This window comes from Streptomyces sp. NPDC050388, assembly GCF_040655635.1.
GTDB lineage: Bacteria > Actinomycetota > Actinomycetes > Streptomycetales > Streptomycetaceae > Streptomyces.
This window is the reverse complement of sequence record NZ_JBFAKH010000019.1, coordinates 53478-79460: the sequence shown is the minus strand read 5'-3', so window position 1 is coordinate 79460 and position 25983 is coordinate 53478. Positions and strand designations below refer to the sequence as shown.

Below are 25983 nucleotides of genomic sequence, written 5' to 3'. Positions count from 1 at the left end.
GCACCACGACGTAGCGTGAGCGCATGAAGATCCTCATCAGTGCGGACATGGAGGGCGCCACCGGCGTCACCTGGCCCGCCGACGTGCTGCCGGGCACGCCGCAGTGGGAGCGCTGCCGGTCGATGTTCACCTCCGACGTCGACGCCGCCGTGCGGGGCTTCTTCGACGGCGGCGCCGACGAGGTACTGATCAACGAGGCGCACTGGAGCATGCGCAATCTGCTCCTGGAGCGACTCGACGAGCGGGCCGAGATGCTCACCGGGCGGCACAAGTCGCTGTCCATGGTGGAGGGCGTGCAGCACGGTGACGTGGACGGCATCGCGTTCATCGGCTATCACGCGGGAGCCGGCATGGAGGGCGTCCTCGCGCACACCTACCTCGCCAACTCCATCACCGGAGTGTGGCTGAACGGCGAACGGGCCAGCGAGGGCCTGCTCAACGCGGCCGTCGTCGCCGAGTACGGGGTACCGGTCGTCCTGGTCACCGGCGACGACGTGGCCTGCGAGGACGCCCTCGGCTACGCGCCGGGGGCGCTGAAGGTCGCGGTCAAGGACCATGTGTCGCGGTACGCGGCCGTGTGCCGCACGCCCGTCAGGACGGCCGCCGACATCCGGGCCGCGGCGAAGGAGGCCGCCGTGCTGGCGGTCCGTCAGGAGCCGGTGGTGGCTGGCCCCTTCACCGTCGAGGTGGAGTTCGACGCGGAGCACCTGGCCATGGCCGTCACCGTGGTGCCGGGCGTGGTCCGCGCCGGCGAGCGGAAGGTGGCGTACACGAGCGGGACCATGCACGACGGGATCCGCACCTTCAAGGCGGTCACCACGATCGCCTCGGCCGCGGTGGAGGAGCAGTATGGCTGACGAACGCGCCCTGGACGAGGTCGTGACGTTCACCTCCGACCTCATCCGGATCGACACCACCAACAGGGGCGGGGGCGACTGCCGGGAGCGGCCCGCCGCCGAGTACGCGGCGGAGCGGCTCGCCGGGGCGGGCCTGGAGCCGGTGCTGCTGGAGCGCACCCCCGGCCGGACCAACGTCGTCGCGCGCCTCGCGGGCACCGATCCGACGGCCGACGCGCTCCTCGTCCACGGCCACCTCGACGTCGTACCGGCCGAGGCCGCCGACTGGAGCGTGCACCCGTTCTCCGGCGAGGTGCGCGACGGGGTGGTCTGGGGTCGCGGCGCCGTCGACATGAAGAACATGGACGCGATGATCCTCGCCGTGGTGCGGGCCTGGGCGCGGCAGGGTGTGCGGCCCCGGCGCGACATCGTGATCGCGTTCACCGCGGACGAGGAGGCCAGCGCCGAGGACGGCTCCGGGTTCCTCGCGGACCGGCACGCGGCGCTCTTCGAGGGCTGCACCGAGGGGATCAGCGAATCGGGCGCCTTCACCGTCCACGACGGCTCCGGCCGGCAGCTCTACCCGATCGCGGCGGGGGAGCGCGGCACGGCCTGGCTGAAGCTGACCGCGCGCGGGCGGGCCGGGCACGGCTCCAAGGTCAACCGGGACAACGCGGTGACCCGCCTCGCCGCCGCCGTCACCCGCATAGGCGAGCACGAGTGGCCGCTGCGGCTCACCCCGACCGTCCGTGCGGCGCTCACCGAACTCGCCGCCCTGTACGGTGTCGACCCCGACCTGTCCGACGTGGACACGCTGCTCACCAAGCTGGGCCCGGCGGCGAAACTCGTCGAGCACACCCTCCGCAACAGCAGCAACCCGACGATGCTGGACGCCGGTTACAAGGTCAACGTGATTCCCGGGCAGGCCGTGGCCCACATCGACGGGCGGTATCTACCCGGCGGGGAGGACGAGTTCCGCGCCACTGTGGACCGGCTCACCGGGCCGGACGTGGACTGGGAGTTCGAGCACCGGGAGCCGGCCCTCGAGGCGCCGGTGGATTCGAGGACGTTCGCGCGGATGCGGGCCGCCGTGCAGGAGTTCGCGCCCGAGGGGCACACCGTGCCGTACTGCATGTCCGGCGGCACGGACGCCAAGCAGTTCTCCCGCCTCGGTATCACCGGCTACGGGTTCGCCCCGCTGAAACTGCCGGAGGGCTTCGACTACCAGGCCCTCTTCCACGGAGTCGACGAGCGCGTCCCGGTCGAGGCGCTCCACTTCGGTGTCCGCGTCCTCGACCGGTTCCTGCGGACGGCCTGAGCGAATGGGGGAAACGGTGCAGACCCTGCCCTACGGCGAGTGGCCCTCGCCCATCGACGCGGCCACGGCCGCGGCACACGACGGAAAGCCCGAGTTCGTGGGGTTCGTCGGGGACGAGGTGTGGTGGACCGAGCCCCGGCCCGCCGAGGGCGGCCGGCGCACCCTGGTGCGTCGGCACAACGAGGGGGTGGAGCGCGAAGCGCTTCCTGATAAGGGTGGTGGTGGGCGACGGGCGGGCGGCACGGAGGTGTCCGTGCTGTCGGCGCCGTGGAACGTGCGCAGTCGGGTCGTCGAGTACGGCGGACGGCCCTGGGCCGGGTTCGTCCGGGACGACGACCCGCTCGTGGTGTTCGTGAACTTCGCCGACCAGCGCCTCCACCGCTGTGAACCCGGCGGCGAGCCGCGTCCGCTGACCCCCCTCTCCCCGGTGGGGCAGGGGCTGCGCTGGGCCGAGCCGACGCTGCTGCCGGACCGCGGCGAGGTGTGGTGCGTCCTGGAGGAGTTCACCGGCGACGGACCGAGCGAGGTGCGCCGCGTCCTGGCCGCCGTACCGCTGGACGGCTCGGCCGCCGAGGACCGCGGCGCCGTCCGTGAACTCACCGACGACCGGAACCGGTTCGTCACCGGTCCGCGCCTGTCACCCGACGGGCGGCGCGTCGCCTGGCTGGCCTGGGACCATCCGCGCATGCCGTGGGACGGCACCGAACTGCGTCTCGCCGAGGTCGCACCCGACGGCACCCTGCACAACGCCCGCACCGTGGCCGGCGGCCCCGGCGAGTCCATCGCCCAGGCCGACTGGACGCACGACGGCCGGCTGCTTCACACGAGTGACCGCACCGGCTGGTGGAACCTCTACCTCGACGGCGAACCGGTCTGCCCGCGCGAGGAGGAGTTCGGCGGACCGCTGTGGCAGCCGGGATCGCGCTGGTTCGCCCCGCTGGACAGCGGCCTGATCGCCGTCTTGCACGGCCGGGGCGCCACCACGCTCGGCATACTCGACCCCGAGACGGGCGAGGTCGTCGACGCCGCCGGGCCCTGGACCGAGTTCGCGCCCACGCTCGCGGCGCACGGCGAGCGGGTCGTCGCCGTCGGAGCCGGACCTCGCAGCGCCCCCGAGGTGGTGGAACTGGACACCCGCACCGGCAGGACCCGGGTGATCGGCGCCCCGCACAAGGACGCCGTGGACCCTGCCCACTACCCCGACCCGCAGGTCCGCACCTTCACCGGTCCGGGCGGCCGGGAGATCCACGCCCACGTGTACCCGCCGCACCACCCCGACTGCGTCGCGCCCGACGGCCAACTGCCGCCGTACGTGATCTGGGCACACGGCGGGCCCACCGGCCGGGCCCCCCTCGTGCTCGACCTGGGGATCGCCTACTTCACCTCACGCGGCATCGGCGTCGTGGAGGTCAACTACGGCGGCTCCACCGGATACGGACGCGCCTACCGCGACCGGCTGCGCGAGCAGTGGGGCGTGGTCGACGTCGAGGACTGCGCGGCCGTCGCGCTCGCCCTCGCCGACGAGGGCACCGCCGACCGCGACCGGCTCGCCATCCGCGGCGGCAGCGCCGGCGGCTGGACCGCGGCCGCCTCCCTCACCACGACCGACGTCTACGCCTGCGGCACCATCCTCTACCCGGTGCTCGACCTGACCGGCTGGGGCCCGGGGGAGACCCACGACCTCGAGTCCGAGTACCTCGAGAGCCTCATCGGCCCGCGCGCCGAGGTCCCCGAGCGGTACGCCGAACGCTCGCCCGCCGCGCACGCCGACCGGCTCACCGCCCCCTTCCTGCTGCTCCAGGGCCTGGACGACGTCATCTGCCCTCCCGTGCAGTGCGAGCGGTTCCTGGCCCGGCTGAAGGGCAGGAAGGTGCCGCACGCGTACCTCACCTTCGAGGGCGAGGGACACGGATTCCGGCGCACGGACACCATGGTGCGGGCCCTGGAGGCGGAACTGTCGCTGTACGCACAGGTGTTCAACCTGTCGGTGCGGGGAGTGCCGGTACTGGAGCTCACCGAATGAGCAGGGTCGAGCCATTGCTGCGGCCGCCCCGGCCCGGCCCCGGTGCCCGGGTGGCCGTCGTCGCGCCCAGCGGGCCCGTGCCGGAGGAGCGGCTCCAGAGCGGGCTGGACGTGCTGCGCGGCTGGGACCTCGACCCGGTGGTCGCCCCCCATGTCCTGGACCGGCACGGCGACTTCGACTACCTCGCCGGCACGGACGCCGACCGGGCCGCCGACCTGCAGTCCGCCTGGTGCGACCCCGCCGTGGACGTGGTGATGTGCGCCCGGGGCGGCTACGGCGCGCAGCGCATGGTCGACCTCCTCGACTGGACGGCGATGCGGGCCGCCGGGCCGAAGGTGTTCGTCGGGTTCAGCGACATCACCGCCCTGCACGAGGCGTTCGCCACCCGGCTCGGCCTGGTCACCCTGCACGGGCCGATGGCGGCGGGCATCGACTTCGTCAAGAACGCACGCGCGCAGGAGCACTTGAAGGCGACCCTCCTCGCCCCGGAGACCGTCCGCACCATCGCCTCCCCCGACGGCACCGCGCTGGTCCCCGGGCGGGCGCGGGGCGTCACCCTCGGCGGCTGCCTCGCCCTGCTCGCCGCCGACCTCGGCGCCCCGCACGCCAGAGGCTCCGCGCGCGGCGGGCTGCTGTGCCTGGAGGACGTGGGGGAGGAGCCGTACCGGCTCGACCGGTACCTCACCCAACTCCTGCGGGCCGGATGGTTCGACGGGGTGTCGGGGCTGCTGCTCGGCTCCTGGGCGCAGTGCGAGCCGTACGAGACGGTGCGGGCCCTGCTCGCCGACCGGCTCGGCGGCCTGGGTGTGCCCGTGGCCGAGCGGTTCGGCTTCGGTCACTGCGACGGGGCGCTCACCATCCCCTTCGGCGTCCCGGCCGAACTCGACGCGGAGGCGGGCACCCTGACACTCGACGAACCGGCACTGAGCTGATCCCGTCCGGCACGGGTGCGGCCGCCCGGCGCGCGGGCACGTCCGGCGGCCCCGGTGTGCCCGGGGTAGGGTCGCACCGTGCCGCACACCGCCTCCCGCCACCTCGCCGAGGGCCCCCGCGTGGGGATACGGCACTTCACCCACGCGGACAGCACGGAGTTCACCGCCCGCGCCCGGGAGAGCAAGGACCTGCACCGCCCCTGGCTGTTCCCGCCGGACCACGCCGCGGCGTACTCCGCGTACGCGGAGCAGCTGATCCGGGACCCCGCCAAGGCCGGCTTCCTGGTCTGTGAGAAGGCCGACGGTTCCATCGCCGGGTTCATCAACATCAACAACATCGTCCACGGCGCGTTCCAGAGCGGTGCCCTCGGCTACGGCGTGTTCGAGCACGCGGCGGGTCGCGGCCTGATGCGCGAAGGGCTGGAGCTCGTCGTACGGCACGCGTTCGGGCCGATGCGGCTGCACCGCCTGGAGATCAACGTGCAGCCCGCCAACGCCGCCTCGATCGCCCTGGCCCGCAGCTGCGGATTCCGCCTGGAGGGCTTCTCACCGGACATGCTCTTCATCGACGGGGCCTGGCGCGACCACGAACGCTGGGCGCTCACCCAGGAGATGCGCAGCCCCCGCTGACCCCCTGCCCGCCGCCGCCCCGGTCGGCGCGTCCCGCCCCTGTTCAGACGGGCGGCCGACGGCTTCCATGGGTAACCGTGACGACGATCCGACGTGACACGACGACCCTGCCCGCCGCACACCTGGGCCCGGACAACCCCCTGCCCGCCCTGCGGCCCCTCGACGAGGCACACCGCATCGAGGACCGCGACAAGGAGGACCTGCCGCGCGACATGGCCCGGCAGGTCGGCTACGCCCCCCTGCACAGCCTGCTGCCCGTACGGGTCCGTGACGGCTACGACCGGCGCCGCCGGCCCCGCCCGCTGGACACCCTGGTGATCGAGAACGACCGGCTGCGGGCCACCGTGCTGCCCGGCCTCGGCGGCCGGGTCTCCTCCCTGTTCCACAAACCGACCGGCCGTGAACTCCTGTACCGCAACCCGGTGTTCCAGCCCGCCAACTTCGCCCTCAACGGTGCCTGGTTCTCCGGCGGCATCGAATGGAACATCGGCGCCACCGGCCACACCACCCTCTCCTGCGCACCCGTGCACGCCGCCCGCGTGCCCGCTCCCGACGGCGGGGAGATGCTGCGCCTGTGGGAGTGGGAACGGCTGCGCGACCTGCCCTTCCAGGTAGACCTGTGGCTGCCCGACGGCTCCGACTTCCTGTACGTCGGCGTCCGCGTCCGCAACCCGCACGAGCGGCCGGTACCGACCTACTGGTGGTCCAACATCGCCGTCCCCGAGGAGTGCAGGGTCCTCGCCCCCGCCGAGGAGGCCTGGCAGTTCGGCTACGAGCGGCGACTGCGCCGGGTGCCGGTGCCCGAGCACGACGGCGTCGACCGCACGTACCCGCCGGACAGCACCTACGCCGCCGACTACTTCTACGAGGTGCCGGAGGACCGCAGGCGCTGGATCGCCGCCCTGGGCGCCGACGGCCACGGGCTGGTGCAGACGTCCACCGACGCGCTGCGCGGCCGGAAGCTGTTCGTGTGGGGCAGGGGGCCCGGCGGGCGGCGCTGGCAGGAGTGGCTCACCGAGCCGGGCACCGGCGGTTACTGCGAGATCCAGGCCGGGCTCGCCCGCACCCAGCTCGAACACGTCCGGCTGGAGGCCGACAGCGAGGTGACCTGGCTGGAGGCGTACGGACCGCTCGACGCACCGTCGTGGGCAGGACGGTGGCCCGATGTACTGAGCGAGACGGAGACCCGGCTGGAGGCGGCCCTGCCGCGCGCCGAGGTCGACGCGGCCCACGCGGCCTGGCTGCCGCACGCCGACGCCGAGCCCGGCGAGAAGCTGGCCACCGGCTCCGGCTGGGGCGCGCTGGAAGTACTGCGTGCCGGCTGGAAGCTGCCCGGTACACCGTTCGACGCGAGCACACTGACCGCGGACCAGGAACCCTGGCTGCACCTGCTGCGAGCCGGCTCCCTCCCCGAGCCGCCCGGCAGCCGGCCGCCCGGCGGGACGCTGGTAGCCACCCACTGGCGGGACATGCTCGAGACGGCTCCCGCGACCCCTCTCACCGAATACCACCTCGGCATCGCCCAGTGGCACGCCGGCGACCGGGCACAGGCGGTGCGCAGTTGGGAACGGGGCCTGCGGGACGCCCGGCCGACGCGTCGCTGGGCGACCCTGCGCTGCCTCGCCGTGGCCGACCAGGAGGACCGCAACCCCGAGCGCGCCGCCGACCGCTACGGGCAGGCCTTCGACGACCTGTGGAGCGCGGCCGGGGAGGCGCCACGCCTCGCCGGCGGCGGTGACGCCGAGCCGTGGGCGCCGGTCGTCGCCGCACTCGGGCGGGAGGCGACCGAGGCGCTGCTCGCCGTGGGGCGTACCGCGGACGCGCGGTCCGTGTGGCGGAGGCTGGACCCCGCGGCCCGGGCGGGCGGACGGCTGCGCCTGGTGGAGGCGGCGCTGCTGCTCGCCGAGGGCCTGCGCGACGAGGCCCGCGCCGTGTTCGACGCGGGCTTCGAGGTCGCCGACCTGCGGGAGGGGGACGAGGTGATCGGACGGATGTGGCAGCGGCTCACCACGGAGCCGCTGCCCCAGCGGTACGACTTCCGGATGCGGCCCGCCCCGTGACCGCGTGCCTCAGACGGTGGCGCGGCGGTCCGCGTACTCGTAGACCGCCCCGTCCGGGTGCCGTGCGATGAGGTTGCGGCCCACCGGGGTGGGGAGCGGGCCCGCGACGATGTCCGCGCCCATCTCCGCGAGCACCCGACCGGCCTCCTCGACGTCCTGCACCGCGATGGTCGCCGCCACCTTGCGCAGCACGTCCAGTTCGGCCGCGGGGCCGCTCATCAGCAGGAAACAGCCGACCGCGGCCACGTGGACACCGGCCCGTTCGAAGCGGAGCGCCTTGCCTCCCGCCAGCCGTTCGTAGAAGGGGATCGCGGTCTCGAGGTCGTCGACGCAGACGCGCAGCGTGGCACCCAGTATCTCCATGGGGCGAGCCTAGGGCCTGTCCTTTGGATCATGCCGGACTTCCGGGGCCGGAAAGCGCCGGAGGCGCGGGGGGCGCGGGCCGGTGGACGTTTGGCGGCCGCGGCGAGGGAAACGCGGAAGTCTCCCGAGCCATGCGACGACAGCGCTGGAGGCGAACCGTGAGTCGACCCCGCATCGTGATCATCGGTGCCGGCTTCGCCGGATACCGCACGGCCCGCACCCTGTCCCGGCTCGCCCGGGGAAGGGCCGAGATCACCCTGCTGAATCCGACCGACTACTTTCTGTACCTGCCCCTGCTGCCCCAGGTCGCCGCCGGCATCCTGGAACCGCGCCGCGTCACCGTCTCCCTCTCCGGCACGCTGCCGCACGTGCGACTGGTGCTGGGTGAGGCCGACGGCATCGACCTCGACGAGCGGACCGTGCGCTACACCGACCCCGAGGGGGAGCGCGGCACCCTCTCCTACGACCGGCTGGTGCTGGCCGCCGGCAGCGTCAACAAGCTGCTGCCGATCCCCGGTGTCGCCGAGCACGCCCACGGCTTCCGCGGTCTGCCCGAGGCGCTGTACCTGCGCGACCACGTGACCCGGCAGATGGAACTCGCGGCCGTCACCGACGACCCCGCGAGCTGCGCCGCCCGGTGCACCTTCGTCGTGGTCGGAGCCGGTTACACCGGAACCGAAGTCGCCACGCACGGAAAGCTGTTCAGCGACGCGCAGGTGCACAGGCACCCCATGCGGACGGGCATGCGACCGCGCTGGCTGCTGCTGGACATCGCCGACCGCGTCCTGCCCGAACTCGACGAACGGCTCTCCTCCACCGCCGACCGGGTGCTGCACGAACGGGGCGTGGAGGTACGGATGGGGACCTCCGTGAAGGAGGCCACGCACGACGGAGTGCTGCTGACCGACGGCGAGTTCGTCGACACGAGGACGCTGGTGTGGTGCGTGGGCGTGCGGCCCGATCCGCTCGCCGAGTCGCTGGGCCTGTCCATGGAACGCGGGCGGCTGCTGGTGGACCCGCACCTGCGGGTGCCGGGGCGGCCCGAGGTGTTCGCCTGCGGTGACGCGGCGGCGGTGCCCGATCTGGAGAAGCCCGGCCAGTACACCCCGATGACCGCGCAGCACGCCTGGCGGCAGGGCAAGCTCTGCGCGCACAACATCGCCGCCTCCCTCGGTGACGGCCAGTCGCGCGCCTACCGCCACCGCGAGCTGGGGTTCGTGGTGGACCTGGGCGGCGTCAAGGGGGCGGCCAACCCGTTCGGCGTCAATCTGTCCGGACCGGCGGCCGGAGCGGTGGCCCGCGGCTACCACCTCGCGGCGATGCCCGGCAACCGGGTGCGCGTCGCCGCCGACTGGCTGCTGGACGCCGTACTGCCGCGCCAGGCGGTGCAGTTGGGGCTCGTACGGTCCTGGTCGGTGCCGCTGGACACGGCGTCCCCGGAACTCGCCCGGGTGCCGTCCGGCCCGGGGCGGAAGCGGTCCGGCGACGAGACCGCCGAGCCGGCCGGGAACCGGCCGGGCGGGGAGGCGGCGAAGAGCCGACCCGGAGGTGAGCCCGCGAAGAACCAGCCCGGAGGTGAGCCCGCGAAGAACCAGCCCGGCCCCCGGCCGCCCACCGGCCCCCACGCCTCCCCCGGCCCCGTCAAGCGCACCGACTACCCAGCCGACCCCGCAGATCCCCGTGGTCCGGCCGAAGGAGACTCATGAAAACCGGTGAACTCGTCGAGCTCGGACAGCAGTTGCGAGTGGACAGTGTCCGCGCGGCCGCCGCCGCGGGCTCCGGGCACCCCACGTCCTCGATGTCCGCGGCCGACCTGATGGCCGTCCTGCTGGCGCGCCACTTCCGCTACGACTTCGACCACCCCGACCACCCCGGCAACGACCGTTTCGTCCTCTCCAAGGGACATGCCTCGCCCCTGCTGTACGCCGCCTTCAAGGCGGCCGGGGCCATCGACGACGAGGAACTGCTCACCTTCCGCAAGCTCGGCAGCCGCCTCGAAGGACATCCCACGCCCAGGCGGCTGCCCTGGGTCGAGACGGCCACCGGGTCGCTCGGCCAGGGACTGCCGGTCGGCGTCGGCATCGCACTGGCCGGGAAGCGGCTCGACCGGTCCGGCTACCGGGTGTGGGTGCTGTGCGGGGACAGCGAACTGGCGGAGGGCTCCGTGTGGGAGGCCGCCGAGCACGCCGGGTACGAGAACCTCGACAACCTCACCGCCGTCGTGGACGTCAACCGGCTCGGCCAGCGCGGGCCCACCCGGCACGGTCACGACCTCGACGCCTACGCCCGCCGTTTCGCGGCCTTCGGCTGGCACACCGTGGAGGTGGACGGCCACGACGTCGACGCCGTCGACCGCGCCTACGGCGAGGCGGCTTCCACCAAGGGGCAGCCGACCGTGATCCTCGCCCGCACCCTCAAGGGCAAGGGCGTCGCGGCCGTCCAGGACCGCGAGGGCCTGCACGGCAAACCGCTGCCCGAGGCCGATGAGGCGATCGCAGAACTCGGCGGTCCGCGCGACCTGCGCCTGAGGGTGCGGGAGCCGGCCGACGCCCGCGCGCTGCACGCCGTGCGCACCGGGCAGGCCGAACCGCCCCGGTGGGACGAGGGCGAGGAGGTGGCGACGCGCAACGCCTTCGGTGAGGCGCTGGCCGCCCTCGGTACCGTGCGCGGTGACATCGTGGCCCTGGACGGCGAGGTCGGCGACTCCACCCGTGCGGAGTTCTTCGCCAAGGAGCATCCCGAACGCTACGTCGAGTGCTACATCGCCGAGCAGCAGATGGTCGCCGCGGCGGTCGGCGTGGCGACACGCGGCTGGGTGCCGTACGCGACCACGTTCGCCGCCTTCCTCACCCGCGCCCACGACTTCATCCGCATGGCGTCGATCAGCGGTTCCGGCATCAACCTGGTCGGCTCGCACGCCGGCGTCGCCATCGGCCAGGACGGGCCCAGCCAGATGGGTCTGGAGGACCTGGCGATGATGCGGGCGGTGCACGGTTCGACCGTGCTGTACCCCTGCGACGCCAACCAGACCGCACGCCTGGTCACCGCCATGGCGGACCTCGACGGCATCCGCTACCTGCGCACCTCGCGCGGCGAGGGCCCCGTCCTCTACGGCCCCGACGAGGAGTTCCCCGTCGGCGGCAGCAAGGTGCTGCGCTCCTCGGCCGGGGACCGGCTGACCCTGCTCGCGGCGGGCGTCACGGTGCCCGAGGCCCTGGCCGCCGCGGACGCCCTGGCGGGCGAGGGCATCGCGGTACGGGTGATCGACCTGTACTCGGTCAAGCCCGTCGACCGGGACACGTTGCGCCGGGCGGCGGAGGAGACCGGCTGTCTGGTGACGGTGGAGGACCACCACCCGGAGGGCGGGCTCGGGGACGCGGTCCTCGACGCCTTCGCCGACGGGCGGCCCGTCCCGCGCCTGGTGCGGCTCGCCGTCCGCAACATGCCGGGGTCGGCCTCCCCCGAGGAGCAGCTGCACGCCGCCGGCATCGACGCCGAGTCGATCGCGGCGGCCGGGCGGCTGCTGGTGGAGGAGGCGATCGTGCCGTGAACGACGGGGGTGAAGGAGACGATCACGCCGTGAGCGACGACGGGGTGCGGCCGGTACGGGCCGGCCGCCGCACCGTGCGGATCCGCCGGCCGGGGAAGGTGCTCTTCCCCGGCGGCGAGGGCGCCGGGGAGTACACCAAGGGCGACCTCGTCGACTACCACCGGGCCGCCGCCCCGTTCATGCTGCCGCACCTGCGGGGCCGCCCGCTGATGCTGGACCGGCGCCCGGACGGCCTCGACGGGCCCATGTTCATGCAGAAGAACACCCCCGAGAGCTACCCGGAATGGATCACCCGCGTCGAGGTCGCCAAGGAGGGCGGCACGGTGTGCCACACCGTGTGCGACGACACGGCGACCCTGCTGTACCTCGTCGACCAGGCGAGCATCACCTTCCACCGCTGGCTCTCCCGCGCCGCCCCGATCGACCGGATCGACCGTCCGGACCGGATGGTCTTCGACCTCGACCCCGCCGAGGACGATTTCGAGACGGTGCGGGAGGTGGCACGGCTGCTGGGGGAACTGCTGGGCGAGCTGAGGCTGCCCGCGGCGCTGATGACCACCGGCTCCCGGGGACTGCACGTGATCGTGCCGCTGAACGGTGACGACGCATTCGACGACGTGCGCGCCTTCGCCCGCGAGGTGGCCGACACCCTCGCCGACGCCCACCCCGACCGGCTCACCACCGCCGCACGCAAGAAGGAGCGCGGCGACCGGCTCTACCTGGACGTGCAGCGCAACGCCTACGCGCAGACCGCGGTCGCGCCAGGCACCGTCCGGGCCCTGCCCGGCGCCCCCGTAGCGGCCCCCCTCTCCTGGGACCAGCTGGACGACCCGGGGCTGCACGCCCGCCGCTGGACCGTCGCCGACGCCGTCGAACAGCTGCGGACCGACCCCTGGGCCGGACTGCCGCGCCGGGGCCGCGCCCTGGGACCGGCCCGCCGACGGCTGGACGCGCTGCGGGGCTGACCGGTCCGGCCGGACGACCAGGCACGGAGCGCGACCGCGGCAATCGGGTGAGCCCCTGGAGGTTTGGCTGGGGGACTTGCGGCCACACGGAGGAGGAGGTGCCCATGACGAACGCAAGAAACACCGGAGACTCCAAGCGTCCACAGGAAGCACAGGACGCTCACGAATCCCGCAAGCCCACGGAAAACACCAGAGCGACCGAACGGCCGAGCCCCATGGAGGTGCTGCGCCAGGCGCGCGGGCAGCTCGCTGAGCTCACCGGTATGGAAGCCGAGTCCGTGTCGTCCTTCGAGCAGACGGAGGAGGGCTGGGCACTGGAAGTAGAGGTTCTCGAACTCGAGCGTGTGCCCGACACGATGAGCCTGATGGCGAGTTACCAGGTGGAGCTGGGACCCGACGGAGAGCTCATCGGTTACCGGCGGGTCCGCCGCTATGAGCGAGGGCGGGCCGACGCGCGCAGGTCCGGCGGCCGGTAGGCCGCCCGGCCGGACCTCCCCCGCCCACCGACAAGACAGACAAGGAGGAAGAATCGGCATGACAGTCGTACCGGCACAACAGTCCGGTGGTGGAGGCGGCAGCAGCGGTCTCTACGACGTGCTCGAGCTCGTCCTGGACAGGGGACTCGTCATCGACGCGTTCGTGCGCGTGTCCCTGGTCGGCATCGAGATCCTCAAGATCGATGTCCGCGTCGTCGTCGCCAGCGTCGACACCTACCTGCGCTTCGCCGAGGCGTGCAACCGACTCGACCTGGAGGCCGGGCCCCGCAAGAGCCCGGGCCTGCCCGACGTGGTCGGCCAGGTCACCGAGTCCGGCGCCCGCGGCAAGTCCAAGGGGGCGCTGTCCGGAGCCGCCGAGACCATCTCCAACGCCTTCCAGCAGGCCCGCGACGAGAGCTCCGAGGGTGAGACCCAGTCCCGTCCGCGGGCCCGCAAGAGCACCTCGGCACGCCGGAGGGAGGAGCAGGAGTGAGTACCTACGTCTACGGCATCACGGCGAGTTCGTACCCCGCCCTCCCCGAGCACACGAGCGGCGTGGGCGACCCGGCACGTCCGGTGCGCATCCTGAAGGAGGGCGAGCTGGCGGCCGTCGTCAGTGACGCCCCCGAGGACCTGCGCCCCAAACGCAGGGAACTGCTCGCCCACCAGAACGTGCTCGCCGAGGTCGGCGCGGCCGGCTGTGTGCTGCCGATGCGGTTCGGCAGCGTCGCCCCCGACGACGACTCCGTCACCGCCGTGCTCGCCGAGCGTGCCGAGCACTACAAGGAGCGCCTGCGGGCGCTGGACGGCCGGGTCGAGTACAACGTCAAGGCCAATCACGACGAGGAAGCCGTACTTCACCGCGTGATGGCCGGCAACCCGGAGATCCGCGCTCTCGCGGAAGCCAACCGGCAGGCCGGCGGCGGAAGTTACGACGACAAGATCCGTCTCGGCGAGATGGTCGCCGAGGCGGTCAGGGCCCAGGAGGCCGAGGACGGCGTCGCCGTGCAGCGTGCCCTGGAAGCGGCGGCCGACGCCGTGAGCACGGGTCCCGAGTCCACGGGCTGGCTCGCCAACGTCTCCTTCCTGGTGCCGCGCGACGCGGCCGGGGACTTCATGGCCGCCGTGGACCGCGTCCGCGAGGACATGCCGCACCTGGAGGTGCGGCTCAACGGCCCGCTGCCCCCGTACAGCTTCGTGGAGCCCGGCCCGGCCGAACCGGCGGGCGCCGCGGCGGGTGGGGCGGACGCCGGAATGGGGTGACGACATGGGTCTGATCTCGGAAGTGCTGCTGCTGCCGCTGGCCCCGGCGCGCGGCAGCGGATGGGTCATCCAGCAGGTGCTGCGCGAGGCGGAGCGCATCTACTACGACCCCGCCGCGATCCGTGCCGAACTGGCGCGGCTCGAGGAGCAGTTGGAGGCCGGAGAGATCACCGAGGAGGAGTTCGACCGGCAGGAGGACGAACTCCTCGACCGATTGGAGACCGCGATGCGCACCAGCGCCACAGGGGACGGGACGGCACCACGATGAATCGGACAGCGCTCGGCCTCGCGATAGGGGCCGGATACCTCCTCGGACGGACGAAGAAACTGAAGACGGCGGTCGCCGTCGGCGGGCTGGTGGCCGGCAAGAAGCTGAACCTCGGGCCGCGGATGATCACGGACCTGGTGTCCTCGCAGCTGCAGAAGAACCCGCAGTTCAAGGAGCTCGGGGATCAGCTGCGCGGTGATCTGCGCGGCGCCGGCAAGGCGGCCTCCGGGGCGCTCGTCGAGCGGCAGCTCGACTCCCTCGCCGACAGGCTGCACGGCCGTACCGCCGAGATGCGCGAGCAGCTGGCCGGCTCGGGCCGCCCGGACCGCGAGGCCGGGGACGACATGGATGACACGGACACCACGGACGCCAAGGACGCCACGGACGAGGAGCCGCACGGCGGGGAGCCGGAACCGGAACCCGAGCGGCCGACGAAGAAGGCCTCGTCGAAGAGGGCTCCGTCGAAGGAGGCCGCCAAGAAGGCACCACCCGCGAAGAAGGCCGCTCCGGCGAAGAAGGCGGCTGCCGAGAAGACCGCGGCCGCGCGGACGGCCACCTCCCGGGGGGCCCGTTCACGCACGTCGAAGGGAGGCGGTGAGCGATGACCGAGACACTCGGATCGGCCACCTCCGCCGCGCGCGACAAAGTGGGCGAGGCGGCGAAGAACCCGCTTGCCGACCTGGCCCACAGCGAGGCCGCCGACCGCCTCAAGGCGGAGCTGCAGGACTACCTCGCGGCCCAGGCCACCCGCCTGCTGACCGGTGTCGGCCGCAAGCTGGGCGAGACGACCGGCAAACTCACCGACATCGCCGAGGGCAACAGTCCGGGTTTCGCCAAGCTCGCACTCGACGGCGGACGCAAACTCGCCGAGGGCAAGGGCCCCCTGCGCAGTGCCGTCGAACTGGGTGCCTCGCGCGTCAAGGACAACGTGATGGGCGCGCTGAAGGGCCTGGGCGGCGGCGGTGGCGAGGGCAAGGCCAAGCGCAAGCGCTCCGCGGGCAAGAAGCCCACCGTCATCATCGAGCACATCGATGTCGGCGTCCCGCTGCGCACGGCCTACGACCAGTGGACCCAGTACCAGGACTTCAGCACCTTCGCCAAGGGCGTCAAGAGCGCCAACAAGTCCGACGACACCACCTCGGACTGGCACGTCAAGGTTCTGTGGTCCAACCGCAGCTGGAAGGCGCAGACCACCGAGCAGATCGCCGACGACCGCATCGCCTGGTCCTCCGAGGGGGCCAAGGGCACGACGAAGGGCGTCGTCTCCTTCCACAGCCTCGGCGACAACCTCACCCGGGTCCTGCTGATCATCGAGTACTACCCCACGGGCTTCTTCGAGAAGACCGGCAACATCTGGCGCGCCCAGGGCCGCCGGGCCCGGCTCGACCTGAAGAACTTCGCCCGCTTCATCACGTTCAAGGGCGAGGCCGAGGAAGGCTGGCGCGGCGAGATCCAGGACGGTGAGGTCGTCCGCAGCCACGAGGACGCCGTCGCCGAGGAGGAGGAACAGGCGCCGCCCGGGGACGAGGAGCCGGAGGACGAGTACGAGGGCGACGAGGGCGACGAGTACGACGAAGCGGAGGAAGCGGAGGAAGCCGCGGACGAGGAACCGGCCGAGGACGCCTACGAGGACGAGGGCGAAGGCGAGGGCGAGGACGCCTACGAGGAAGAGGACGAAGGCGAGGACGAGTACGAGCCTGAGGACGAGTCCGAGTACGCCGAGGGCGGGAGCCGTCGATGACGACGCCCCGTCGGCTCCCCGAGCCCTACGGGCAGGGTGGCGGCGCCAATCTCGCCGACATCCTCGAGCGGGTGCTCGACAAGGGCATCGTCATCGCGGGCGACATCCGCATCAACCTGCTCGACATCGAACTGCTCACCATCAAGCTGCGGCTCATCGTCGCCTCCGTCGACAAGGCGAAGGAGATGGGGATCGACTGGTGGGAGACCGACCCGGCGCTGTCCTCCCGCGCCCGTCGCTCCGAACTGGCCAGGGAGAACGCCGAGCTGCGTGAGCGGCTGGCCGCACTGGAGGGCGACCGTCCACTGGAGACCGGTCGTTCGCTGGACACGGACCGTCGGCGGGAGACAGACCGTCCGCTGGAGGCCGGCCGTCAGCGGGCGACCGACCGGCCGCAGGAGACCGGCCGTCACCGGGAGACCGACCGGCCGCAGGAGGAGGCCCCGTGACCGGACTGCGGTACGTCTACGCCATATGCCGTCCCTTCGGCACACCGCTCCAGGCACAGCTGACCGGAGTGGCGGGTGATCCGCCCCGGCTGCTGCCCCATCACGACCTGGTGGCCGTCGTCAGCCATGTGCCGGAGGCGGACTTCGCCGAGGAGCCCTTCCGCGAGCATCTGGAGGACCTCGACTGGCTGACCACGGTCGCCCGCGCCCACCAGGGCGTCATCGACGCGCTCACCACCGTCACCACGCCGCTGCCGCTGCGGCTCGGCACCGTGTTCCGTGACGACAGCGGCGTACGGACGATGATGGAGGCGCGCGAGGAGGACTTCCTGCGGACACTGGGACGGTTGGACGGCCGGGTGGAGTGGGGCGTGAAGGTCTTCATCGAGGCGGAACGGCCGGCGGACACCGCCGCCCCGCCGGCGCGAAAACCCACGTCGGGCCGGGACTACCTGCGTCAACGGCGCATGGCGACGAAATCGCACGACGATCTGTGGCAACAGGCTGAGGCCTTTTCGACCCGGCTGCACGAGACGCTTTCCGGCTGCGCCGAGGATTCCCGGCTGCACGCCCCGCAGAATCCCACGCTCTCCGGTGCGTCGGGCCGCAATGTGCTGAACGCGGCTTACCTCGTACCGCGATCGGAATCCGAGAAGTTCGTGGAACGGGTGGAACGGACGAAGGACGGGACGCCCGGGATACGCGTCGAACTCACCGGCCCCTGGGCGGCCTATTCGTTCGCCGGGGAAGAACCCGCCGGAGAGGGATCCGCCGGAGAGGGATCCGCCGCGGGGGAGGAGGCATGACCGTAGTCGAGCGCCGGGAGATAGCCCTGGTGGATCTGCTCGACCGGCTCCTGGCCGGCGGAGTCGTCATCACCGGCGACATCACGCTGCGCATCGCGGACGTCGACCTGGTCCGTATCGACCTCAACGCGCTCATCAGCTCGGTGAACGCGAACGTCCCGTCGCCCTTCGAGGAGTCGCGTTGACGGCCGACCCCGACGACCGTCACGGCGAGCCGCACGAAGGCCGGCGCGCGGGGCGCGGCCGGCGCAACCGGCTCGACCTGGAGCCGGACACGGTCGAACGCGACCTGGTCAAACTGGTGCTCACCGTCGTGGAACTGCTGCGCCAGCTCATGGAGCGCCAGGCGGTGCGCCGGTTCGACGAGGGAGACCTGACGGAGGAGCAGGAGGAGCGCATCGGACTCACCCTGATGCTGCTCGAGGAGCGGATGACGGAACTGCGTGACCGCTACGGACTGCGGCCCGAGGACCTGAATCTGGACCTCGGGCCGCTCGGACCGCTGCTGCCGCGGGACTGAGTCCCTGGCCGCCCGGTGACGGGGGTTCCCGTCACCGGGCGGCCTGTCGTCTCACCACTTGTACCAGCGGCCCCTGCCGCCGCTCGCCGATGTGCTGCGCATGAAGAATCCCAGCAGCCACACGACGAGAACCGCCAACGCGATCCACCAGAGCACCTTTACCGCGAAACCGGCGCCGAAAAGAATCAAGGCCAGAAGCAGAACGAGCAGAATGGGAACCATAGTGTCAACCTCCTGCCATTCTGGTTGCCCGGAATTCTCGTTTCAGGCTTCCTTGCGGCAGAGAATTTCTCCGTGCAGCACGCTGAACCATCCGTCCTCCCGCGTGCCCCACTCCCGCCAAGCCGCCGCCACGGCCCGCAGTTGTTCGCCGGTGGCGTGCCCCTGCCCGGTGGCCCGCTCGGCGTAGCCCGACGCCACCGTGCGGTCCGCCCACAGGGCGCTCCACCAGGCCCGCTCCTCGGCGGTCGAGTAGGTCCAGGTGGCCGAGGTCGCGGTGATGTCCGTGAACCCGGCCGTCAGCGCCCAGGACTTCAGCCGTCGGCCGGCGTCCGGTTCGCCGCCGTTGGCCCGGGCCACCCGCCGGTACAGGTCCAGCCAGTCGTCCATGCCCGGGGAGAGGGGGTACCAGGTCATCGCCGCGTAGTCCGCGTCCCGGACGGCGACGAACCCGCCGGGCCTGGTCACCCGCTTCATCTCGCGCAGTGCCCGCACCGGGTCCCCCACGTGCTGGAGCACCTGGTGGGCGTGCACCACGCTGAACGTGTCGTCCGGAAAGTCCAGCGCGTGCACGTCGCCCACCGTGAAGGCCGTGTTCGTCAGACCGCGCTCGGCCGCCGTGGCGCCGGCCTGCTCCAGGATGCCCGGCGCCCGGTCGAGGCCGGTGACGTGCCCGTCGGGGACGAGTCCGGCCAGGTCGGCGGTGATGGTGCCGGGCCCGCATCCGATGTCCAGGATCCGCATACCGGGCGTCAGCACCCCGAGGAGGTACGCCGCCGAGTTGGCCGCGGTCCGCCAGGTGTGCGACCGCAGCACCGACTCGTGGTGCCCGTGGGTGTAGACGGCGGTCTCCCGCGATGGCGGCATGGTGAGCCCGTCCCTTCTCGTCGTGGTCTCGTCGTGGTCTCGTCGTGGTGTGCCCGTCCTGGGGATGACCGTCACGGTACGCACTCCGGCCGCATCGTGAGACCCGTGTTTCACATGCCGGACGATCCGGTGTCGGGCGGGAACCCGCCCGCCCGACCGGTAAAACCGTTTGCCACCTGAGCCGACGCCCCGGACAATCGCCTCCCATGGGTCACCTCGAAGCCGCGCATCTGGAGTACTTCCTCCCTGACGGGAGGGTGCTCCTGGGCGATGTGTCCTTCCGGGTGGGCGAAGGGGCCGTCATGGCTCTCGTGGGACCCAACGGCGCGGGCAAGACGACCCTCCTGCGGCTCCTCGCCGGTGAGCTCAAACCGCACGGCGGATCCGTCACGGTCAGCGGCGGTCTCGGCGTCATGCGTCAGTTCGTGGGCTCCGTACGGGACGAGACGACCGTGCGCGACCTCCTCGTCTCCGTGGCCACGGCCCGGATCCGCGAAGCGGCCCGCGCCGTCGACAAGGCCGAGCACGCCCTCCTCACCGTCGACGACGAGGCTGCTCAGCTGGGCTACGCACAGGCCCTCGCGGACTGGGGCGAGGCACGCGGCTACGAGGCCGAGACGCTGTGGGACGTGTGTACGACGGCCGCGCTCGGCGTCCCGTACGACAAGGCGCAGTGGCGCCAGGTACGCACCCTTTCCGGCGGCGAGCAGAAACGCCTGGTCCTCGAAGCGCTGCTGCGCGGCACCGAGGAGGTCCTGCTCCTCGACGAGCCCGACAACTACCTCGACGTGCCCGGCAAGCGCTGGCTGGAGGAACGGCTCGCACAGACCCGCAAGACCGTGCTGTTCGTCTCCCACGACCGCGAACTCCTCGCCCGCGTCGCCCAGCGCATCGTCTCCCTCGAACCGGGCCCCACCGGCGCCGACGCCTGGGTGCACGGAGGGGGCTTCGCCACGTACCACGACGCCCGACGTGAGCGCTTCGCCCGCTTCGAGGAACTGCGCAGACGCTGGGACGAGAAGCACGCCCAGTTGAAGAAGCTGGTGCTGAACCTCCGGCAGGCCGCCTCCGTCAGTCCCGACATGGCGTCCCGGTACCAGGCGGCCCAGACCCGGCTGCGCAAGTTCGAGGAGGCCGGACCGCCGCCGGAGCCGCCGCGCGAGCAGGACATCAGGATGCGCCTGAAGGGCGGCCGTACCGGAGTACGCGCGGTCACCTGCGAGCAGCTCGAACTCACCGGCCTGATGAAACCGTTCGACCTGGAGGTCTTCTACGGCGAGCGGGTCGCCGTCCTCGGCTCCAACGGCTCCGGCAAATCGCACTTCCTGCGTCTGCTCGCCGGTGACGACGTGACGCACACGGGCGACTGGCGACTCGGCGCCCGGGTCGTCCCCGGACACTTCGCGCAGACCCACGCACACCCCGAGCTGGAGGGCCGCACGCTCCTGGACATCCTGTGGAAGGAGCACGCCCAGGACCGGGGCGCCGCCATGTCCCGGCTGCGCCGCTACGAACTGACCGGACAGGCCGAGCAGACCTTCGAGCGGCTCTCCGGCGGCCAGCAGGCCCGGTTCCAGATCCTGCTGCTGGAACTCCAGGGCGTCACGGCGCTGCTGCTCGACGAGCCGACCGACAACCTGGACCTGGAGTCGGCGGAGGCGTTGCAGGAGGGCCTGGAGGCGTTCGAGGGCACGGTGCTGGCCGTCACGCACGACCGCTGGTTCGCCCGCTCCTTCGACCGCTACCTGGTCTTCGGCAGCGACGGCAGAGTCCGGGAGGCCCCGGAACCCGTGTGGGACGAGCGCCGCGTGGAACGGGCCCGGTAGCGGCCCGCCGCCGTACCCGGAGGCCCGGGGCCGGGATGTTCGTGGACCGGGATGTTCGTAGAGTGGGTGCAGGGACTCGGGACCCGTGGCCTCCCCGGGCGGGTATCCGGACCGCAGGTACGCCTACGACGAGCGGGGCATCACGATGACCGGAGTCGAGCCGAACCGCCTGGACGATCAGCAGCTCATGAAGGAGCTGGAGAACATCCACCGCACGCGTCACGACACGCTGCTGTACGGCTCCAACGACGCACTGCGGGCCCACAACGACCGTATGGCGCAGCTGGAGGGCGAGTACCTCCGCCGCAATCCGCGCCGCCCGGTGGCGGCGGGCCGCACCCGCGAGGGGGCCCGGGAGCGGAACTGCGCGGACAGGGCGACACCCGCGAACCCGGGCACCTGACGGACCCGACGAAGAGCCGGGACCCGCGGGGCGCGGGTCCCGGCTCGTGCAGGTCGTGCAGGTCGTTCAGGCCGCTTCCGCGGCGAACACCTCCAGGTACGTCTCACAGAACGCCTTGAGGTCGTCCGGCTTGCGGCTGGTGACCAGCTTGGCGGACTCGTGGTCGCAGATCTTCACCTGCTCGTCGACCCAGGTGGCGCCGGCGTTACGGAGGTCGGTCCGCAGGCTCGGCCAGCTGGTCAGCTCCCTCCCGCGGACCACGTCCGCCTCGATGAGGGTCCAGGGCGCGTGACAGATCGCGGCGACGGGCCGCCCCTGTTCGAAGAAGTCCCGGACGAACGCCACGGCCTTCTCGTCCGTGCGCAGCAGGTCCGGATTGGCCACCCCGCCCGGCAGCACCAGCCCGCCGAAGGAGTCGGCGGACGTGTCGCCGACGACCTCCTGCACCGGGAAGGTGTCCGCCTTGTCGAGGTGGTTGAACGCCTGGATCTCGCCCGGGCGGGTCGACACGAGCACGGGTTCGTGACCGGCGCCGACGGCCGCCTCCCACGGCTCGGTCAGCTCGACCTGCTCGACGCCTTCGGGCGCGACGAGGAATGCGATACGCATGGGGGACCGTGTCCTTTCGTGTATTTCGTGCAAGACGTTCGGGTTCACGATCGGGTTCGTCCGGACCGACCGGCTACGGGCTGCCCGCTTCCCGGGACCGCATCAGTGCCTCTGCCAGCTCCTGGACGCTGTTGTAGCGCGCCTGTCGCGGCAGCCGGCCCAGCGCCTCGACGAGGGTGTCGGGCGCGTGCCGCCGGTCCAGGGTGCGCATCAGCTCGCGCGGGCCGGCGGGGAACGACCCCCGGCTCAGGATCCTGGCCAGCTCCAGGCGCACCGACTCCAGTGACGTCGGCCCGCGGTTCGGCGTCACCGGGCCGTGCGCGACCGCGGGGTCGTCCTCGGCGAACGGCTCCGGGTCGTTCCACTCCTCGGTCCGGGTGGGGTGCCCTGACCTGAGCAGACCCTGCAGTTCGTGCTTCATCTCGTCGTCGCGGTGAACGCTCAGCCGGTCACTGCCTCGCTGCATGTCTCTCTCCAGATGGCTCGGGGTGTGCACCGCGTACCCGGCCGGCGGACACCGACACGGGGTTCGGCGGGCGGATCGTCACCGTCGTGTGCCGGGCACCGCCGGGTTTGGCCGGTGAACGACGGGAGACCCGGTCTCCCACCCCCCGCGCCTCCTGCGAAAGGACCGGCCATGGCGGTGCTTGCCGTGCTCATTCCGATACTCATGCTCGGCGTACTGCTGATGCTGGGCCGCTACGAGGACCTCGTGCTGCCCGGCATGCAGGAACAGGATCCGGACGGTCTCCCCGCGCCTCACGACAGGGGCGTTGCCGGCAGTCGTTGATCGATCGACCGACCGACCGACCGGGCCCGGGGCGCGCCGGGTGCCCGGCCTTTCACCCACTCGGATGTGCCCGCCCCACCAATGGCGGCCGGCCGCGCGCGGTGCCGCGGCCGACGGGCTGGGATGGGTGCGGGGCGCGACTTCTGCGAACGGGACCACCGTGCCCCGTCCGTCGCCCGAAGGAGCCCGCACCATGTCCCGCACCGCCCGCGCCCTGTCTCTCGCCGCCGTCACCGGCACCGTGCTCGGCGCGCTCGCACCGACTGCGTTCGCGGCTGCGCTCGCGGATCCGTCCGCCGAGGTCAGTCCGGGCAGGCCGGCCCCGGGCGGCACCGTCACCGTCTCGGTCCTCTGTGATCCGGTCGACGGCCGCCCGCCGGAGACCATCGAGGCGATCTCGGAAGCCTTCGACAAGGGCGTCGAACTGAAGAAGGTGACCGGCTCCGACGAGGAGGAGTCCGGCCCGGCCTACCGGGGCACCGCGAACATCCGGGCTGCCGGGGGTGCCGGGGGCCCGGGCGGCGACCCGTTCGACGAACCCGATCCGCCGGGGAAGACCGGCCCTTCGGAGGAGACCGACCCCCTGGGCGAGGCCGACCCGCTCTACGACATCGATCCGCTCTCCGCGGTTTCCGAGGCAGACCCCGCCGGCGAGGACTCCGCGCGGACCGTCGAGGGCACATGTCCTGCCGCGCCCGGGAAGAAGGGCAAGCCGTGGAGCGCTTCCTTCACCGTCGCCCGCCACCCCGGCGGTTCCGGCGCGACCTCTCCCTCTCCCTCGCCCCCGTCCTCGCGCTGCCCCGAACGCGAGCGCGCCGACTGCGACGGCACGGCGGTCCCGGGCGGTGTCCACGCCGGCACGGGCGGCGGGTTCAACGACTCCGTTCCCGCCCTGGCCGCGGGCGGCCTGCTGATCGCGGGCGCGTTCGGCGCCGCCGCCCACCGGCTGTACCGCGACAGGACCGCGCGTACGGGCCGCTGATGTTCCCCGAGCGGCCCGCGGTCGCCCGCGCGAAGTGGCACCGTGGGTACTGACCAGGGTGACCGACTCGGGTGACCCCCGTGGGCGCGCCGGGGCACCAGACACTGCGCGGAGGTGCGTATGCGGCGGACGGACCCCGGAGGGCACGGCCCTGTCCGCTTCGGACCGGCACTGCCCGAGGACGGGCTGCCCGTCCTGCCCGAACTCTCCGCCGTCCTCGCCGCCGCCGCGTCCTGCGCGCAGGCCGAGCCGGTCGGCGGCGGCCCCGCCCTGCTGGACGCCGCGTGCGGCCACGGCGACCGGCGCGGTCTGCCCGCCGCCCCCGACCGGGTGGCCGTCGCCCCCGGCGCGCCCGCCCTCCTCATGGCGCTCACCGCGGCCGTCGGCGGGGACGTACTGGTACCCCGGCCCTGCGCCGCCTGGTGGGCCCCCGAGGCCCGGCTGCTCGGCCGCCCCGCCTTCTACGTGCCGACGCCCCCCGAGAGCGGCGGCGTCCCCGATCCGTACGCCCTGCTGGAGACCGTGCGGCGGGTGCGCGCCGAGGGCGGTGACCCGCGTCTTCTGGTGATCTCCGTCGCCGACGACCCCACCGCCACCGTCGCCCCGCCCGAACTGCTGCACGAGACCATCGAGGCCGCCGTCGCCGAGGGGCTGCACCTGGTCAGCGACGAGACCTGGCGGGACACCCTGCACGCACCGCGCGAGACCGTGCTGCTCAGCCCCGCCGAGATGCTGCCCGAACACGTCACCGTGGTCACCGACCTGGCGGGCGCCCTGCTCCCGTCCGGCTGGCCCGCCGCGATCGGCCGCTTCCCGGCGGGCGCGGACGGTGGCGCGCTCCACGCGCGCGTGCTCGACGTACTGACCGCGCTCGACGCGCGGGTGGCCGCCCCGGTCGCCGTCGCGGTGGCCTACGCGCTGACCGAGCCGGAACCGGTCACCGCGCGGACGGCCGCCGCCGTACGCCTGCACGCCCGCGTGGCCGCCGCCGCGCGGGACGCGGTCGTCGCCGCGGGAGCTCTGGCCCGCCCCCCGCAGGCCGGACGGCACCTCTACGTCGACCTCACGCCACTGGCCCCCGCACTCACCGCGCACGGTGTCGGCGATGCCCAGGAACTGGAGGACTTCCTCACCGGGCGGCTCGGCATGCCCGCGCCGGGCGGCCACCGCTTCGGCGACGACCTCGAGGCGCCGCGCGTACGGCTGTCCACCGCGCCCCTGCTCGGCGACACCGCCGAGCGGCGAGCGGAATGCCTCGCCGCGTCCGAGCCGCTGGAACTTCCGCACGTGCGACGTGCGGTGGACCACCTGAGGACGGTCTTCGACGACCTCCGCGACGAAGCCCGGCGATAAGAGCCCCTCCCCCGCGGGCCCCGGGAGGCTCCGGCCGGTGGTGATCAGCCCCGCAGGTGCCGCCACAGGCTCGGGGCCGCGCTGATCAGGACGGTCAGGACGACCGCCGCGAGCACGCCCTGCCAGGGCTCCTCGAACAGCGAGCCGCCGAGGACACCGATCAACTGGTACGTCAACGCCCAGGCCAGGCAGGCCGGCAGGTTGCCGCGGACGAAGCGGCGCAAGGGCCACTCGGCGATCAGGCAGGCCAGCATCACCGGAAGGCGCCCCGCCGGAATCAGCCGGGACAGCACCAGCACCGTCACGTCGTGCTCGGCGAGCTTGGTCTGTGCCTGCGCCAGCCGGTCCTCCGGCGCCCGCGCCCGGATCGCCTCCAGCCAGCGCGAACCGTTCCGCGACCGCATCCCGCGCCGCCCCAGCCAGTACAGGGCGACGTCCCCGAGGAACGCGGCCAGGGACGCCGTCGCGAACACCAGCACCATCGAGAGCGGCGCCGTCCGGTGGAAGGCGACCACCGACGCCGAACTCACGAGCACCCCCGTCGGCACCACCGGCACCAGCGCCCCGATCAGCACCAGCAGGAACAGCGAGGGATACCCGATCGCCTGCTGGGTGGACTCCGGAACCACGGTCGTCGGCGCGGTGAACACCGAGACAGGGGCGACAGGGGCGACCAGAGCGGCCAACGAGGCCAGGGCCGACACGGGCGCACCGGCCGCCTGTATCAGGGCGGC

At 72.7% G+C, this 25983-nt stretch carries 30 protein-coding genes; 24 read left to right on the top strand and 6 right to left on the bottom strand.

The features are described from left to right. The first annotated feature begins 23 nt into the window (after positions 1 to 23). The 6 genes from AB0I73_RS13735 to AB0I73_RS13710 all read left to right on the top strand — a co-directional run bounded on the left by AB0I73_RS13735 (position 24) and on the right by AB0I73_RS13710 (position 7799). Complete coding sequence (locus AB0I73_RS13735) at positions 24 to 857, top strand: M55 family metallopeptidase (protein ID WP_363036897.1); 834 nt, start codon at positions 24 to 26, stop codon at positions 855 to 857. Further along, positions 850 to 2154 (top strand): M20/M25/M40 family metallo-hydrolase, encoded by a 1305-nt coding sequence (locus tag AB0I73_RS13730; protein ID WP_363036896.1) that lies wholly within the window; start codon positions 850 to 852, stop codon positions 2152 to 2154. Before AB0I73_RS13735 ends, AB0I73_RS13730 begins: the two co-directional genes overlap by 8 nt. Positions 2155 to 2158: 4 nt before the next feature. Beyond that, positions 2159 to 4177 carry a prolyl oligopeptidase family serine peptidase gene (locus AB0I73_RS13725; RefSeq protein ID WP_363036894.1) on the top strand — a complete coding sequence of 673 codons (2019 nt, stop codon included), beginning with the start codon at positions 2159 to 2161 and terminating at the stop codon, positions 4175 to 4177. After that, on the top strand, positions 4174 to 5109 hold the full coding sequence (locus AB0I73_RS13720) for an LD-carboxypeptidase (RefSeq protein ID WP_363036892.1): 936 nt from the start codon (positions 4174 to 4176) through the stop codon (positions 5107 to 5109). The genes AB0I73_RS13725 and AB0I73_RS13720 overlap by 4 nt, the downstream gene beginning before the upstream one ends. Positions 5110 to 5187: 78 nt before the next feature. Next, positions 5188 to 5739, top strand: coding sequence for a GNAT family protein (locus AB0I73_RS13715; RefSeq protein ID WP_363036890.1), 552 nt, complete (start codon positions 5188 to 5190; stop codon positions 5737 to 5739). A 77-nt stretch (positions 5740 to 5816) separates the two neighbouring features. Further along, a complete protein-coding gene (locus AB0I73_RS13710; RefSeq protein WP_363036888.1) occupies positions 5817 to 7799 on the top strand; it encodes a DUF5107 domain-containing protein in 1983 nt (660 codons plus the stop codon). 9 nt (positions 7800 to 7808) lie between these two features. Here AB0I73_RS13710 and AB0I73_RS13705 read toward each other — a convergent pair whose 3' ends face one another. After that, positions 7809 to 8162, bottom strand: a complete 354-nt coding sequence (locus AB0I73_RS13705) for a VOC family protein (RefSeq protein ID WP_363036886.1) — start codon at positions 8160 to 8162, stop codon at positions 7809 to 7811. Positions 8163 to 8293: 131 nt separating this feature from the next. On the opposite strand from AB0I73_RS13705, the gene AB0I73_RS13700 reads away from it, so the two are divergent. The 13 genes from AB0I73_RS13700 (at position 8294) to AB0I73_RS13640 (ending at position 18200) form a co-directional block, all read left to right on the top strand. Next, positions 8294 to 9868, top strand: coding sequence for an FAD-dependent oxidoreductase (locus AB0I73_RS13700; protein WP_363036884.1), 1575 nt, complete (start codon positions 8294 to 8296; stop codon positions 9866 to 9868). Beyond that, positions 9865 to 11712, top strand: a complete 1848-nt coding sequence (locus tag AB0I73_RS13695; RefSeq protein WP_363036882.1) for a transketolase — start codon at positions 9865 to 9867, stop codon at positions 11710 to 11712. The genes AB0I73_RS13700 and AB0I73_RS13695 overlap by 4 nt, the downstream gene beginning before the upstream one ends. 29 nt (positions 11713 to 11741) lie before the next feature. Beyond that, positions 11742 to 12677, top strand: a complete 936-nt coding sequence (gene ligD / locus AB0I73_RS13690; RefSeq protein ID WP_363036880.1) for a non-homologous end-joining DNA ligase — start codon at positions 11742 to 11744, stop codon at positions 12675 to 12677. 104 nt (positions 12678 to 12781) lie between these two features. Beyond that, positions 12782 to 13153, top strand: coding sequence for a gas vesicle protein (locus AB0I73_RS13685; RefSeq protein ID WP_363036878.1), 372 nt, complete (start codon positions 12782 to 12784; stop codon positions 13151 to 13153). A gap of 58 nt (positions 13154 to 13211) precedes the next feature. After that, the gene (locus tag AB0I73_RS13680; protein WP_109376306.1) at positions 13212 to 13646 is read left to right on the top strand and encodes a gas vesicle structural protein GvpA; all 435 of its coding nucleotides are present in this window, start codon (positions 13212 to 13214) and stop codon (positions 13644 to 13646) included. After that, positions 13643 to 14416, top strand: coding sequence for a GvpL/GvpF family gas vesicle protein (locus tag AB0I73_RS13675; protein ID WP_363036876.1), 774 nt, complete (start codon positions 13643 to 13645; stop codon positions 14414 to 14416). The genes AB0I73_RS13680 and AB0I73_RS13675 overlap by 4 nt, the downstream gene beginning before the upstream one ends. Positions 14417 to 14420: 4 nt before the next feature. Beyond that, complete coding sequence (locus AB0I73_RS13670; RefSeq protein ID WP_109376308.1) at positions 14421 to 14684, top strand: gas vesicle protein GvpG; 264 nt, start codon at positions 14421 to 14423, stop codon at positions 14682 to 14684. Beyond that, on the top strand, positions 14681 to 15289 hold the full coding sequence (locus tag AB0I73_RS13665) for a DNA primase (RefSeq protein WP_363036874.1): 609 nt from the start codon (positions 14681 to 14683) through the stop codon (positions 15287 to 15289). The genes AB0I73_RS13670 and AB0I73_RS13665 overlap by 4 nt, the downstream gene beginning before the upstream one ends. Continuing rightward, positions 15286 to 16425, top strand: coding sequence for an SRPBCC family protein (locus tag AB0I73_RS13660; RefSeq protein WP_363036872.1), 1140 nt, complete (start codon positions 15286 to 15288; stop codon positions 16423 to 16425). The genes AB0I73_RS13665 and AB0I73_RS13660 overlap by 4 nt, the downstream gene beginning before the upstream one ends. Next, positions 16422 to 16874: a gas vesicle protein GvpJ gene (gvpJ, locus tag AB0I73_RS13655; RefSeq protein WP_363036870.1), complete on the top strand. Its 453-nt coding sequence runs from the start codon at positions 16422 to 16424 to the stop codon at positions 16872 to 16874. The genes AB0I73_RS13660 and gvpJ overlap by 4 nt, the downstream gene beginning before the upstream one ends. Further along, positions 16871 to 17680 (top strand): GvpL/GvpF family gas vesicle protein, encoded by an 810-nt coding sequence (locus AB0I73_RS13650; RefSeq protein WP_363036868.1) that lies wholly within the window; start codon positions 16871 to 16873, stop codon positions 17678 to 17680. Before gvpJ ends, AB0I73_RS13650 begins: the two co-directional genes overlap by 4 nt. Beyond that, positions 17677 to 17865 carry a gas vesicle protein gene (locus AB0I73_RS13645; protein ID WP_055570463.1) on the top strand — a complete coding sequence of 63 codons (189 nt, stop codon included), beginning with the start codon at positions 17677 to 17679 and terminating at the stop codon, positions 17863 to 17865. The genes AB0I73_RS13650 and AB0I73_RS13645 overlap by 4 nt, the downstream gene beginning before the upstream one ends. Positions 17866 to 17942: 77 nt before the next feature. Continuing rightward, positions 17943 to 18200 (top strand): gas vesicle protein K, encoded by a 258-nt coding sequence (locus AB0I73_RS13640; protein ID WP_109376648.1) that lies wholly within the window; start codon positions 17943 to 17945, stop codon positions 18198 to 18200. 51 nt (positions 18201 to 18251) lie between these two features. On the opposite strand, the gene AB0I73_RS13635 is transcribed toward AB0I73_RS13640, so the two are convergent. Both AB0I73_RS13635 and AB0I73_RS13630 read right to left on the bottom strand, forming a co-directional pair. Beyond that, positions 18252 to 18422, bottom strand: a complete 171-nt coding sequence (locus AB0I73_RS13635; RefSeq protein ID WP_109376312.1) for a hydrophobic protein — start codon at positions 18420 to 18422, stop codon at positions 18252 to 18254. A 42-nt stretch (positions 18423 to 18464) separates the two neighbouring features. Continuing rightward, positions 18465 to 19286, bottom strand: a complete 822-nt coding sequence (locus AB0I73_RS13630) for a methyltransferase domain-containing protein (protein WP_363036865.1) — start codon at positions 19284 to 19286, stop codon at positions 18465 to 18467. Positions 19287 to 19492: 206 nt separating this feature from the next. On the opposite strand from AB0I73_RS13630, the gene AB0I73_RS13625 reads away from it, so the two are divergent. Together AB0I73_RS13625 and AB0I73_RS13620 are read left to right on the top strand one after the other, a co-directional pair. Beyond that, the gene (locus AB0I73_RS13625; protein WP_363036863.1) at positions 19493 to 21112 is read left to right on the top strand and encodes an ATP-binding cassette domain-containing protein; all 1620 of its coding nucleotides are present in this window, start codon (positions 19493 to 19495) and stop codon (positions 21110 to 21112) included. A 145-nt stretch (positions 21113 to 21257) separates the two neighbouring features. Further along, positions 21258 to 21515, top strand: coding sequence for a DUF6158 family protein (locus AB0I73_RS13620; protein ID WP_363036961.1), 258 nt, complete (start codon positions 21258 to 21260; stop codon positions 21513 to 21515). Between the two features lie 66 nt (positions 21516 to 21581). Here AB0I73_RS13620 and AB0I73_RS13615 read toward each other — a convergent pair whose 3' ends face one another. Beyond that, entirely contained in the window at positions 21582 to 22124 is a 543-nt protein-coding gene (locus AB0I73_RS13615; protein ID WP_363036861.1) for a type 1 glutamine amidotransferase domain-containing protein, read from the bottom strand. 73 nt (positions 22125 to 22197) lie between these two features. After that, on the bottom strand, positions 22198 to 22590 hold the full coding sequence (locus AB0I73_RS13610) for a DUF2795 domain-containing protein (RefSeq protein ID WP_363036859.1): 393 nt from the start codon (positions 22588 to 22590) through the stop codon (positions 22198 to 22200). A 171-nt stretch (positions 22591 to 22761) separates the two neighbouring features. Here AB0I73_RS13610 and AB0I73_RS13605 point away from each other — a divergent pair, with 171 nt between their 5' ends. From AB0I73_RS13605 to AB0I73_RS13595, 3 genes are all read left to right on the top strand, one after another. Continuing rightward, positions 22762 to 22914: a hypothetical protein gene (locus tag AB0I73_RS13605; RefSeq protein ID WP_181383325.1), complete on the top strand. Its 153-nt coding sequence runs from the start codon at positions 22762 to 22764 to the stop codon at positions 22912 to 22914. Positions 22915 to 23107: 193 nt separating this feature from the next. Then, positions 23108 to 23896: a hypothetical protein gene (locus AB0I73_RS13600; protein WP_363036857.1), complete on the top strand. Its 789-nt coding sequence runs from the start codon at positions 23108 to 23110 to the stop codon at positions 23894 to 23896. Between the two features lie 120 nt (positions 23897 to 24016). Continuing rightward, the gene (locus AB0I73_RS13595) at positions 24017 to 25249 is read left to right on the top strand and encodes an aminotransferase class I/II-fold pyridoxal phosphate-dependent enzyme (RefSeq protein ID WP_363036855.1); all 1233 of its coding nucleotides are present in this window, start codon (positions 24017 to 24019) and stop codon (positions 25247 to 25249) included. Between the two features lie 44 nt (positions 25250 to 25293). Here AB0I73_RS13595 and AB0I73_RS13590 read toward each other — a convergent pair whose 3' ends face one another. Further along, the gene (locus AB0I73_RS13590) at positions 25294 to 25899 is read right to left on the bottom strand and encodes a VTT domain-containing protein (RefSeq protein ID WP_363036959.1); all 606 of its coding nucleotides are present in this window, start codon (positions 25897 to 25899) and stop codon (positions 25294 to 25296) included. Positions 25900 to 25983: the final 84 nt, after the last annotated feature.

Bases quoted from the DNA above. Each gene is read 5' to 3' on its own strand.
- AB0I73_RS13735 (WP_363036897.1), top strand. From the start codon at position 24: ATGAAGATCCTCATCAGTGCGGACATGGAGGGCGCCACCGGCGTCACC.
- AB0I73_RS13730 (WP_363036896.1), top strand. From the start codon at position 850: ATGGCTGACGAACGCGCCCTGGACGAGGTCGTGACGTTCACCTCCGAC.
- AB0I73_RS13725 (WP_363036894.1), top strand. From the start codon at position 2,159: ATGGGGGAAACGGTGCAGACCCTGCCCTACGGCGAGTGGCCCTCGCCC.
- AB0I73_RS13720 (WP_363036892.1), top strand. From the start codon at position 4,174: ATGAGCAGGGTCGAGCCATTGCTGCGGCCGCCCCGGCCCGGCCCCGGT.
- AB0I73_RS13705 (WP_363036886.1), bottom strand. From the start codon at position 8,162: ATGGAGATACTGGGTGCCACGCTGCGCGTCTGCGTCGACGACCTCGAG.
- AB0I73_RS13700 (WP_363036884.1), top strand. From the start codon at position 8,294: ATGCGACGACAGCGCTGGAGGCGAACCGTGAGTCGACCCCGCATCGTG.
- AB0I73_RS13695 (WP_363036882.1), top strand. From the start codon at position 9,865: ATGAAAACCGGTGAACTCGTCGAGCTCGGACAGCAGTTGCGAGTGGAC.
- AB0I73_RS13685 (WP_363036878.1), top strand. From the start codon at position 12,782: ATGACGAACGCAAGAAACACCGGAGACTCCAAGCGTCCACAGGAAGCA.
- AB0I73_RS13680 (WP_109376306.1), top strand. From the start codon at position 13,212: ATGACAGTCGTACCGGCACAACAGTCCGGTGGTGGAGGCGGCAGCAGC.
- AB0I73_RS13670 (WP_109376308.1), top strand. From the start codon at position 14,421: ATGGGTCTGATCTCGGAAGTGCTGCTGCTGCCGCTGGCCCCGGCGCGC.
- AB0I73_RS13665 (WP_363036874.1), top strand. From the start codon at position 14,681: ATGAATCGGACAGCGCTCGGCCTCGCGATAGGGGCCGGATACCTCCTC.
- AB0I73_RS13660 (WP_363036872.1), top strand. From the start codon at position 15,286: ATGACCGAGACACTCGGATCGGCCACCTCCGCCGCGCGCGACAAAGTG.
- gvpJ (WP_363036870.1), top strand. From the start codon at position 16,422: ATGACGACGCCCCGTCGGCTCCCCGAGCCCTACGGGCAGGGTGGCGGC.
- AB0I73_RS13645 (WP_055570463.1), top strand. From the start codon at position 17,677: ATGACCGTAGTCGAGCGCCGGGAGATAGCCCTGGTGGATCTGCTCGAC.
- AB0I73_RS13635 (WP_109376312.1), bottom strand. From the start codon at position 18,422: ATGGTTCCCATTCTGCTCGTTCTGCTTCTGGCCTTGATTCTTTTCGGC.
- AB0I73_RS13630 (WP_363036865.1), bottom strand. From the start codon at position 19,286: ATGCCGCCATCGCGGGAGACCGCCGTCTACACCCACGGGCACCACGAG.
- AB0I73_RS13625 (WP_363036863.1), top strand. From the start codon at position 19,493: ATGGGTCACCTCGAAGCCGCGCATCTGGAGTACTTCCTCCCTGACGGG.
- AB0I73_RS13620 (WP_363036961.1), top strand. From the start codon at position 21,258: ATGACCGGAGTCGAGCCGAACCGCCTGGACGATCAGCAGCTCATGAAG.
- AB0I73_RS13615 (WP_363036861.1), bottom strand. From the start codon at position 22,124: ATGCGTATCGCATTCCTCGTCGCGCCCGAAGGCGTCGAGCAGGTCGAG.
- AB0I73_RS13610 (WP_363036859.1), bottom strand. From the start codon at position 22,590: ATGCAGCGAGGCAGTGACCGGCTGAGCGTTCACCGCGACGACGAGATG.
- AB0I73_RS13605 (WP_181383325.1), top strand. From the start codon at position 22,762: ATGGCGGTGCTTGCCGTGCTCATTCCGATACTCATGCTCGGCGTACTG.
- AB0I73_RS13600 (WP_363036857.1), top strand. From the start codon at position 23,108: ATGTCCCGCACCGCCCGCGCCCTGTCTCTCGCCGCCGTCACCGGCACC.
- AB0I73_RS13595 (WP_363036855.1), top strand. From the start codon at position 24,017: ATGCGGCGGACGGACCCCGGAGGGCACGGCCCTGTCCGCTTCGGACCG.